10 protein-coding genes are annotated in these 10,663 nt (G+C 66.8%); 4 read left to right on the forward strand and 6 right to left on the reverse strand.

What is annotated here, in order from left to right; genetic code table 11:
• Window positions 1-29: 29 nt before the first annotated feature.
• From A5791_RS17460 to A5791_RS17475, 4 genes are all read right to left on the reverse strand, one after another.
• On the reverse strand, window positions 30-380 hold the full coding sequence (locus A5791_RS17460) for an ATPase (protein WP_067239466.1): 351 nt from the start codon (window positions 378-380) through the stop codon (window positions 30-32).
• 129 nt (window positions 381-509) lie between these two features.
• On the reverse strand, window positions 510-2,693 hold the full coding sequence (locus tag A5791_RS17465; RefSeq protein WP_067239468.1) for an acyl-CoA dehydrogenase: 2,184 nt from the start codon (window positions 2,691-2,693) through the stop codon (window positions 510-512).
• A gap of 141 nt (window positions 2,694-2,834) precedes the next feature.
• The gene (locus A5791_RS17470) at window positions 2,835-3,968 is read right to left on the reverse strand and encodes an alpha/beta hydrolase (RefSeq protein ID WP_067239470.1); all 1,134 of its coding nucleotides are present in this window, start codon (window positions 3,966-3,968) and stop codon (window positions 2,835-2,837) included.
• Entirely contained in the window at window positions 3,965-4,615 is a 651-nt protein-coding gene (locus tag A5791_RS17475; protein WP_067239505.1) for a TetR/AcrR family transcriptional regulator, read from the reverse strand. Before A5791_RS17475 ends, A5791_RS17470 begins: the two co-directional genes overlap by 4 nt.
• Window positions 4,616-4,716: 101 nt before the next feature.
• Here A5791_RS17475 and A5791_RS17480 point away from each other — a divergent pair, with 101 nt between their 5' ends.
• Both A5791_RS17480 and A5791_RS17485 read left to right on the forward strand, forming a co-directional pair.
• The gene (locus A5791_RS17480; protein ID WP_067239508.1) at window positions 4,717-5,313 is read left to right on the forward strand and encodes a VOC family protein; all 597 of its coding nucleotides are present in this window, start codon (window positions 4,717-4,719) and stop codon (window positions 5,311-5,313) included.
• A 6-nt stretch (window positions 5,314-5,319) separates the two neighbouring features.
• Complete coding sequence (locus A5791_RS17485; RefSeq protein ID WP_067239512.1) at window positions 5,320-5,868, forward strand: hypothetical protein; 549 nt, start codon at window positions 5,320-5,322, stop codon at window positions 5,866-5,868.
• Here A5791_RS17485 and A5791_RS17490 read toward each other — a convergent pair.
• Complete coding sequence (locus A5791_RS17490) at window positions 5,825-6,490, reverse strand: TetR/AcrR family transcriptional regulator (RefSeq protein WP_067239515.1); 666 nt, start codon at window positions 6,488-6,490, stop codon at window positions 5,825-5,827. The two genes, A5791_RS17485 and A5791_RS17490, sit on opposite strands and share 44 nt — an antisense overlap.
• 98 nt (window positions 6,491-6,588) lie before the next feature.
• Between A5791_RS17490 and A5791_RS17495 the strand changes: the two genes are divergently transcribed.
• Window positions 6,589-7,497 (forward strand): oxygenase MpaB family protein, encoded by a 909-nt coding sequence (locus tag A5791_RS17495; RefSeq protein WP_067239473.1) that lies wholly within the window; start codon window positions 6,589-6,591, stop codon window positions 7,495-7,497.
• Window positions 7,498-7,625: 128 nt separating this feature from the next.
• On the forward strand, window positions 7,626-9,185 hold the full coding sequence (locus A5791_RS17500; protein ID WP_067239475.1) for a PPE family protein: 1,560 nt from the start codon (window positions 7,626-7,628) through the stop codon (window positions 9,183-9,185).
• An 80-nt stretch (window positions 9,186-9,265) separates the two neighbouring features.
• Here the strand turns inward: A5791_RS17500 and A5791_RS17505 are convergent.
• Window positions 9,266-10,663 (reverse strand): PPE family protein (locus A5791_RS17505; protein ID WP_067239477.1); only part of this gene is annotated, 1,398 nt, incomplete at its 5' end.

Genomic DNA, 10,663 nt, shown 5'->3' on the forward strand with positions numbered 1-10,663 from the left:
TTGCGTCTGTTGAGTGTGCCTTCCGCCGGTCAGCGGCGGGCCTGGATGGCGCGAGTGATCTGTGCGGCCAGCTTGGGGTCGGCCAGAAGCTGGTCGACGAGCGCGGCCAGTACCTCCTGCCCGGTCACCCGGGCCACTCCCAGCCGGTCGGCCGCGTCTCGCTGCCAGATGTCGAGGGCTCGATGGGTTGCGACGGGCAGGTCGACGGTTCGGCGGGTGCGTTGAGCGCCGCGGGCTGCCTGTTCGCGGACCGGGCTGACCATCTGTTGCGGCGACTGGCGGAGGTGGCTGAGCCGCACGGTGGGCACCGCATCCCCGGGTGGTGGAGTTTGAGGACGATGCGAGCCGCCGAGTTCGTTGGGACCTGGGTTGACGCTCACGGGGCCACCTCCTTTCGCGCGACGCACATCAGTAACTCAGTACATCAGTATACCATCGCCCCATCGGGGAGCGGACGCAAAAGCCCCAAACCCGGCCGCTGGTAGGGACTTTCGTGGCTGCTTGAGGAGTCAGGGATCGCGCGGCAGGCCCAGCAGCCGTTCGGCGATGATGTTGAGCTGCACCTCCGAGGTGCCGCCGTAGATGGTGGTGGCCCGGCTGCCCAACAGGTATTCACCCCACTTTCCCGGCAACTCGTCGGGGTCGCCGATCGCGGCGTCGGTGCCGAACGACGACACCGCGAATTCCGCGTATCCCTGGCCTGTGCGCATGGACAGCAACTTGGAAATCGCCGCCGACGGCATCGGGTCGCCACCGGCAAGCGTCAACAGCGTCGAACGTAGGTTGAGCACCTTGGCGGCGTGGCCCTCGGCGATCAGCTGCCCCGCGCGGTGCTGCGCAACTTGGTCGAGTTGGCTGTCACGTACGAAATCGACGAACTCCGGCAGGGTGGCCAGGAAGTTCGCGTCGCTGCCGCCGATCGAAACACGTTCCGCCGTCAGGGTATTGCGGCTGACCTCCCAACCGCGATTCACCTCACCGAGCACGTACTCGTCAGGCACGAATACGTCGTCGATGTAGACCGTGTTGAAAAATTCCTGGCCGGTGAGCTCTCGCAGCGGTTTGACCTGTATGCCTTCGCTTTTCATGTCGAGCAGGAAGTAGGTGATGCCGTTGTGTTTAGGGGCGTTCGGGTCGGTCCGCGCCAGCAGCGCGCCCCACTGCGAGAACTGCGCGGCCGTGGTCCAGATCTTCTGCCCGGTGATGCGCCAGCCTCCGTCGACCCGAATGGCCTTGGTTGAGAGCCCGGCCAGGTCCGATCCGGCGCCCGGCTCGGAGAACAGCTGACACCAGATCATTTCGCCGCGGAAGGTCGGTGGCAGGAACCGCTGCTTCTGCTCCTCGGTGCCGAAGGCGACGATGGACGGGATGATCCACGCCGCGATGCCTACCGGCGTTCGCTTCACCCGGCCCGCGGCGAACTCCTGGGCGATGATGATCTGCTCGACCGGGCTGGACGCGCGTCCCCACGGCTTGGGCAGGTACGGCAGCACCCATCCGCCCTCGGCGAGCGCGACCTTGCGCGCCTCTCGATCCATGGCCTTGAATGCGGCTACCTCGGAACGGATTTCGCTTCTCAGCTTCTCGGTGTCGGGATCCAGGTCGATGTCCACCGCGCGCATGCCGGTGGTGGTCGCGGTGTCGACGACTTTCTGCGGGTGCTCCGAGGCGCGGCCGAAACCCGCGGCCAGCACCAGCGCCCGCCGGTAGTACACGTTGGTGTCGTGCTCCCAGGTGAAGCCGATGCCGCCGTGTACCTGAATGCAATCCTGGGTGCACCGCTGGGCGGCGGTCGGCGCCAGCGTGGCGGCCACCGCCGAAGCGAACTCGAGATGCTCGCTGGCCTCGTCGACCGCGCGCGCGGCATCCCACACCGCCGCGGTGGCCCGCTCGGTGTCGGCCGTCATCTCCGCGCATTTGTGTTTGACCGCCTGGAACTGGCCGATCGGCCGGCCGAACTGTTCACGGATTTTCGCGTATTCCGACGCGGTGTCGGTCGCCCACCGCGCGACGCCGATGGCCTCGGCGGACAGCAGGGTGGACATCAGCGCGTGTGCGGTAGTGGTGCTCAGGTTGCTCAGTACGGCGTCGTCGCCGATTTCGACGGCGTTGGCGCGCACGTGGGCGATGGGTCGCAGCGGGTCGATGCTTTTGACGGATTCGATCTCCAATTGGTCGGCGCGCAGCACCACCCATTCCTCGCCGCTGTCGATCGCCACCGGGAGCACCAGCACCGACGCCTGTGCTGCCGCCGGAACCGCGCGGGCTTCCCCTCGGATCACCAGCACTTCTTCTTCGGGACCGTGCCGGGTAGCGGTCAGCGCGGACTCGCGCGCATAGGCGGCGATGGCCGCGCCCGACGCCAGTTCCGCGAGCACCTTGGCGTCGGGGTCATGGGCGGAGATCAGCGCGCTGGCGATCGCGGACGGCACGAATGGGCCGGGCACCGCGCCGTAGCCGAACTCGGCCAATACGATGGCCAGCTCCAGGATTCCAAACCCTTGTCCGCCAACGGATTCCGCGAGATGCACGCCCTGCAGGCCTTGGTCGGCCGCCGCCTGCCAGTACGGCGGCGGGTTCTCGAGGGGCGCCTCCATGGCCTCATGCAGCACCTCGGACGGCGCCACCCGCGCCACCAGAGATCGCACCGAGTCGGCCAGGTCTTGATGCTCAGGCGTTATCGCGATCGGCATTGGTCGCCTTCCCTGCTTTTGGGTGCTTCGGGGGTCCTGTTTTCGGACAACCACCATCCAAGCTAACAACCGGGCGGTTGGTTGACGACAGCGGTTCAGCCTCTTCGGCCGTCAAGCCGGCCGTCAGGTGGACACGAGCCTTCAGCGCCACCGCTGGTTTATCCAGGCGGCGACGGTGTCGGCCTGCTCGCTGCGCGCACCCGGTGTGGTGAAGTAGTGGTCGGTGTCGATCGAGGCGTGCGCTTTGTCGGTGCTGCCCAGCGCGTCGTAGATGCGTTGCGCGTCAGAGGGAAACACCCCGGTGTCGGCCTCGGCGTTTACCACCAGCGCCGGGCAGGTGATGCGCGCGAGGTGCGGCTCGGCCCGGGTCTGTGCCACCCGCAGACTCCACATGCCCAGCCAGTTGCGCAGGGTGCACGCTGCGGCGATCCCGTGCGCGGAGCGGTTCGCCTTGGCCGGGACGCCCGCGTAACACGAGTTCGGCGCACGCTTGGTCGGTTCGATCGTGGGATCGACCATGCGCGGGTCGGCCCAGGTCCGCATCACGGTGAATGGCCGGTCGGAAAAGCCCGCCGCGCGAACACGTTTGAGCTCGGTCTCGGCCCATTCGGTGATGGCGTGGTTGCGTGCGGTCTGCGCCGCGCGGTAGCGGCCGACGAACTCCGGCGAGAACGGCGGTCCGTTGCGCTCGTCGAACAGGTCAAGGTCGGGATCGGTTGCGATCGGGTCGTTTTCGTCGATGACGGCGGCGTCCATCCAGGCCGTCAGCACCTCGGGGCGGCCCGGGTGTGCGGCGGTGGCGACATACCCGTCAGCGGGCAGCAGGTCGGCCAGGCCTGCCGCGGGCCGCATCCCTTCCAACGGGGTCACATTCGGTTCCACCGCCTGCGACTGGTAGGCGGCCATCAGTGAACCACCTCCCGAATTCCCAAGCAGCACAACAGTCTCCATGCCCTGAACCTCGCGCAACCACCGCACCCCAACCCCGATGTCGACCAGTGCGTGATCCAGCAGGAAGCTGCTCTCGAAGCCGCGGAACCTGGTGTTCCAGCCCAGAAAACCGATCCCGCGGGTGGCCATGTAGTCCGCGATGTAGTGCTCGGAAAAGTCGATCTGGTAGTGCGTGGCGATCATCGCCACCGTCGGCTTGCGGCCCGGCCCGCGGTAATACAGCCCTTGACAGGGATGCCCGCCCGCGCCGGCGCGTCCGGCGGTGCGCGACGGCAGCCCGACGAACTCCCGGATAACCCCGGCCGTGCCGGCCTGACGATTCAATGTGAGTGTTCCTCCCGGCTGTAGACGGCTCGGTAGTAGATGTTGGCGAGCGTCTTGATGCAGGCCTCGTCGTCCGTCGAGCCTTCGCCTGTGTCGGACCCGCTGAGCCGGATGTAGCAGAACTGGTTGAACATGGCCACGAGCGCCTCGGCGATCAGCTGCGGGTCGTCCTCCGGACAGTAGCCGTCGGCCTGAGCGCGCCGAACCGACTCGGCGATGAATGATATTGGGATCGAGCACATCTCGGCCCAGTAGCGCGCGAAGTCGTCGTTGACCATCGCCAGCTGCGATACGCTGATCACCTCGGCGAGCCGGTTGCGGTAGGTATGCCAGTGTGCGGCGGCGGCCTCGTGGGCGCGCTCCCGATTGGTCAGGCCGTGCCGGGTCACCGAAAGCGCCCGCTGGTTGGCCTCGTCGCGGAAGCGCAGCGCCCACTGGCGGACCATCGCCTCCTTGGAGTCGTAGTAGTTGTAGAACGATGCCGCCGAGCGGCCCGCTTCAGCGGCGATATCGGCGATAGTGGTTGCGAGAATTCCCTTGCGCGCGACGACAGTTCGCGCGGCTGCGTCGATCGCGGCCTGGGTGCGCCGGCCCCGGTGAGTCGGGAGTTGCGCGGGACGGCCCGCCTCGTCGAACGCGGTCGACACCTGCACCTCCCTGGATCCAAACTGAATCTGATGTTAGATTCAGTTTTGGATCTTGGCCAGCGCCGGCCCGCACGGCCCGCGAAACGATGGAGCCCACCGCGATGAGTCCGAACAACGCAATCAAGCCGCACAACACCAACTCGGAGTTCGAGCTCGGCGGGATAAATCATGTCGCCCTGGTCTGTTCGGATATGGCGCGCACTGTCGACTTCTACACCAACGTCCTGGGGATGCCGCTGATCAAGTCACTCGATCTGCCCGGCGGTCAGGGGCAGCATTTCTTCTTCGACGCCGGCAACGGCGACTGCGTGGCTTTCTTCTGGTTCGCCGACGCACCCGATCGCGTACCGGGCATCTCGTCGCCCGGAGCCATCCCGGGCATCGGTGACATCACCAGTGCGGTGAGCACCATGAACCATCTGGCCTTTCACGTGCCTGCCGAAAAGTTCGACGCCTACCGGCAGCGGCTCAAAGACAAGGGTGTGCGCGTCGGCCCGGTGCTCAACCACGACGAGAGCGAGATGCAGGTATCGGCGACCGTGCATCCCGGGGTTTACGTGCGTTCGTTCTACTTCCAGGATCCCGACGGCATCACGCTGGAATTCGCCTGCTGGATAAAGGAATTCACCGACAGCGACACTCAGACCGTACCCAAGACCGCGGCCGACCGCCGACCACCGGTGGCTGCGGTGAAGTAGTCCATGATCACCGACGGCATCCTGACCGACACTCAGATCGCGGCGCTGACGCCTGAGGAGCGGCGAGAGTTGATCCGCCGCCTGGAGAAGCCGCTTCACCAGCTGGTTGACCCGGAGTTTCTGGTGCGGGTACGGCGTATCCGGTTAGGCCTGCTGGTCGGTGGCTCGATCGCGCTGATTCCCTGGATCGGGTATCTCTCGATGACACTGCCGCAGAAGTACGTAGCCCACAACTGGGACGTGACCTGGGTCGGCTTCGACGTATTGCTGGTCGCGTTCATGTTGGCGACGGCCATTCTGGGCTACCTGCGCCGTCAGGTGCTGCTGCTTGCCGCTTTCACCTCCGGGGTGCTGCTGATCTGCGATGCGTGGTTCGACCTGATGACGGCGGGACCCGCTGACATCTGGCTGTCACTGGTGACCGCGCTACTGATCGAACTCCCGATAGCGATCTTCCTGATCAGCAGTGCCTTGCGCATCATCCGGATCACAATGATGCGGTTATACCTGCTCAAGCCGGGGATGCGCCTTTGGCAGCTGCCGCTGTTTCCGTGACGCGGTACAGCGTCGGCTCGGTGAGTTCGTCGAGCAGCGAAGCCAAGAGTTCGACGAACTGCTCTTCTTCCATCCGCACGTCGTGCGCCAGCCAGGCGCTGATGGTTTGTCCGACGCCGCCGACAGCGAAGTGTGCCCCGGCTTTGATGCGGTCGTTTGCCGGGGCCCGCAGCGCATTGACGGCGTGTTGCCCGTACAGCATGGCGAACAGCGCGCTGGATTCGACGCGCTTGCGCACGATCACGGGATCGCCGAGCTGCGTGCTGAACAGCAGCCGGCCTACCCGGGCATCATTGGCGATGGTGCGCACGATGTTGGCCATCCCTGCGCGAGTCTGCTCTTCTGGCCGGACGGCGGCCACCGCGGCCTGCGTGGTAGCTGCCAGATCGGCAACCACCCAGTCGAAGACACCGCTGACGAATTCGTCTTTGTCGGCAAAACTTTCATAGAAGTATCGAGATGCCAGGCCGGCCCGGCGGCACACGCCCCGGACCGTCAGCGCCGCAATGTCCGGCTGGTCGGAGCCCAGCAGATCCAGGCCCGCGTCGAGCAGCCGGCCGCGACGCTCGGCCAGCCGTGCGGCGGCGTCGACACCGCGGTAGGGCCGCGTGCTCGGGCTCACCCCGGCCTCACCCACCTTGACACCAGAGCAGAGTACCGCCAAAATCAGGAAACAAGCGTTCTCACAATTTGCGGGACGAATGTGGCGGGAGCTATCAGATGGCGATTCAAGAGACAGTTCAGCAGCTCGTACCCCATGTTGAGCGCCCGATTTCCGATCCGGCCCGTGCAAACCGTCGCAAACGCCGACGACGGCTCGCCGAGGACTACGGCTTGATGGGAGTGGCACTGCTGGCCGGGCCGGCCAACGTGATCATGGAGCTGGCGCGCCCCGGCGTCGGCCACGGCGTGGCGGAGAGCCGGGTCGAGAGCGGCCGGATCGACCGCCATCCCATCAAGCGCGCCCGCACCACCTTCACCTACATCGCGGTGGCCAACTCCGGCACCGAGACACAGAAGGCCGCCTTTCGCCGCGCCGTGAACCGCGCGCACGCGCAGGTCTATTCCACGCCGGAAAGCCCGGTGTCCTACAACGCATTCGACCCCGAATTGCAGCTGTGGGTGGCGGCCTGTATCTACAAGGGCGGCGTCGACATCTACCGCACCTTCGTCGGTGAGCTGGACGACGAGGAGGCCGATCGCCTCTACCGCGAGGGCATGTCGATCGGCACCACCCTGCAGGTGCCGCCGGAAATGTGGCCGCCGGACCGAGCGGCCTTCGACCGGTACTGGCAGGAGTCCCTGGAAAAGGTGCATATCGACGACACTGTCCGCGAATTCCTCTATCCGATAGCGGTGTCCAGGGTTCGCGGGGTTACCCTGCCCGGGCCGCTGCGCAGGTGGTCGGAGAGCTTTGCCTTGCTGATCACGACCGGCTTTCTGCCGCAACGGTTCCGCGACGAGATGCGGTTGCCGTGGGATGCCGCCAAACAGCGGCGCTTCGACCGGCTGATGGCCGTGCTGGCCACGTTGAACAACCTGTTGCCGCGGATTGTCCGCGAGTTTCCGTTCAACTTCATGCTCTGGGACCTGGATCGCCGGATCCGGACGGGCCGGCCGTTGGTGTAGCGCGCGGGGTGCATCGCGCCTCAACAGTTGAAAACGACAATCATATTCATTAAGCTTCCCGGCTGGTAAGACTCTCCAGCCCGAGGAGTACCTGTCGTGACGTTGCGCATCGTGCGCTGTGGTGTCCCATGACGGCGCCGGTGTGGATGGCCGCACCGCCCGAGGTGCATTCGGCGTTGCTCAGCGCCGGACCCGGGCCGGGTCCGTTGTTGGCTGCGGCCGCGGCGTGGTCGTCGCTGAGCACCGAATATGCCTCGGCGGCAGACGAACTCGTAGCATTGCTGGGCGCGGTGCAAGGCGGAGCATGGGAAGGCCCCACCGCGACGCAGTACGTGGCCGCACATGTGCCATACCTGGCGTGGCTGACGCAGGCCAGCGCGAACAGCGCGGAAGCCGCCGCCCGGCATGAGACCGTGGCCGCGGCCTACGCCGCGGCGCTGGCGGCGATGCCGACATTGCCGGAACTGGCCGCCAACCACACCGTGCACGGTGTCTTGGTCGCGACGAATTTCTTTGGGATAAACACGATTCCGATCGCGCTGAACGAGGCGGATTATGCGCGGATGTGGGTCCAGGCCGCCACTACAATGGCGACCTACGAAGCAGTGTCCGACACGGCGGTGGTGTCGACGCCGACTACGACGCCGGCGCCGCAGATCCTGAAATCCGATGCGCAGACGCTGGATTCCGGCGACGACCACGACCACGGTTTCGAGAGCGAGCTGGACACCGCCATCGCGAACTTCCTTCGCGAGGCCACCAACGGCTGGATTAATTGGGACCCGGCCGCAGGCACGCTCAACGGACTGCCGTTCGACTCCTATACGAGCCCGCTCGACCCGATGTGGTGGGTGGCTCGGGCGCTGGAACTGCTTCAGCAGTTTGAGCAGTTCATCAAATTGCTGTTCGAAAATCCGATTCTGGCGTTTTGGTATCTGATCCAACTCGAGTTGTTCGACTGGCCGACTCACATTCTTCAGCTGGCCCCTTTCATAGGCCCGCAGTTGCTCGGCCTCGCGGTTGGCGCCGGCGCCGCCGGTGTGGGGGCGATAGTCGGGTTGGCCGCGCTGGCCGGGCTGCCCGGCATCGAGCCGATCGCGGTGCCGGTAGCGCCGCCGGCGCCGGCCCCCGCGCCGCCGCCCGTCGTCGTGCCGACCTCCGGGTCGGCCGCGCCCGTCACCGCGCCGGCCACCGCTCCCACGTCGGCCTCGGCACCCGCGTCGGCTACCGCCCCTGCCTCCGCCCCGGCGCCCGCGCTGACCGCCAATGGAATTGGGGGCTTTCCGCCCTATCTCGTCGGCGGCGGTCCCGGGATCGGGTTCGGCTCGGGGATGTCGGCCCGCGCCAAGGCCGAAGAGCCGGCCTCCGACTCCGCCGCCGAGGCGGCCGCTGCGGCGGCACAGGCGGCGGCGCGTGCGCAGCGGCGCGCCCGTCGGCGCCGGAAAACGACGGTCGGCGAACGCGGCCATCGCGACGAGTACATGGACCTGGATTCCGATTCGGACACACCGCCATTCGGTGCCTCGGCATCCGACCAGGGTGCGGGCCCCGTGGGTTTTGCGGGGACGATGCGCCGGGAAATGGCCCCGCAGGCGGCAGGACTGACCGCGTTGGCCGGCGATGAGTTCGGTGGCGGCCCGCGGGAGCCGATGCTGCCCGGCACCTGGGATCCCGACGAATCCGGCTAGTAGCCGTCGCTCTGCCGCATATGTACCCGGAAACGACGGTTTGACCGGCAATTTGCGCGCCCTCGCGCGCCCGTCGGCGACTACGGCCGGTCCGGGTCGGGCTCCCACGTTCCCGGGATCATGGGCACCTTCGGGCCACCACCGAACCCGTCATCCGTCAGGGTTGTCAGACCGGCGGCGGCGCCTGCGGCCTTGCGAGCCGTTCCCGTGAAACCCAGCGTCCCTCCGCTTTGATCCGAGGCCACCGTCGAAGGGGGCGGCTCTACATCGGAGTCCAGGTCCAAGAACTCGTGCCGGTGTCCCCGCTCATGCTCATTCATTGCGGCTCGGCGGCGCCGACGGGCACGCTCCTTTTCCCGCGCCGACGCGCCGGACGCAGCTGCGGCCGCGGTGATTTCGGGCTCGCGCGCTTTCCGTTGTGCGCTGCTGCTCATTCCTGTGCCCGCCCCCATGAACGGACCGCCCACCAAGTACGGGTAGGGCGGGGGAGGCGGGCCCGTCGGCGTCGTGGGCACGGTCGCGACCGTCGTCGTCAATGTGTGTGCGGTAGCGGGAGTCGAGACCGAGGTCGGTGCCGTGCCCTGGGACGCCAGTGCGACAGGGCTCGGGGCCGAGGATGCACTGATCGCCGGCAGATTGGTTACCTCGGGTAGCGGTGTCGTTGCTTCGGGCACCGCCGCCGGCTGCACAGCGGCCAGACCGCTCAAGGCAGCCAAGCCGCCGAGGAATGCGGGGCTCAGAAGAAGTGGCGAGCTGACTGCCAGTGCCGTCAGTTCCGGAAGGAACGCCTGGATAGCTTCAAACAGATGCCCGATCTCGTCGGCGATCAGTAGCGGGATGTCATTCAGTATCTGCTGCAGCGCCGCGGCCGGATCAGACGGAAACTCCGCCAGGTCCCTTCCCAGCGTGTCGGTGATCTCGGTGATGCGGTTGATCCACCAACTCGCTTCCCTCGGGTTCCCGCCGTCGTTGTCGATGATTCCGCCGCTATCGTCACCGCCGTCGCCTGCGGCGTCGCCGTGCATGATCTGGGGCGCCGCATCGGTTCGCGGTGCCGCTGCCACCGCCGCCCCCGAAACCGCCTGATAGGTGGTCATCGTGGTGGCCGCCTGGACCCACATTCGCGTGTAGTCAGCCTCGTTGAGCGCGATCGGGATGGTGTTGATCCCGAAGAAATTGGTGGCCACCAGGACCGCGTGGACCGCATGGTTGGCGGCCAGCTCGGGAAGGGTCGGCATGGCCGCCAGCGCGGCGGTATAGGCCGCGGCCGCCGTCTCGTGTTGAGCGGCCATGCCCGCGCTGTTCACACTGGCCCGCATCAGCCACGCCAGATACGGCGCATGCGCGGCGGCGTACCTGGCCGCAGTGGGCCCTTCCCAGGACCCCCCTTCAACCGCACCCAACAGCGCGGACAACTCCGCGGCGACCGCGGCGTAGGTAGCGCTCAACGAACTCCACGCACCGGCCGCGGCCAGCAG

The organism is Mycobacterium sp. 852002-51163_SCH5372311 (genome assembly GCF_001667115.1).
Classification (GTDB): domain Bacteria; phylum Actinomycetota; class Actinomycetes; order Mycobacteriales; family Mycobacteriaceae; genus Mycobacterium.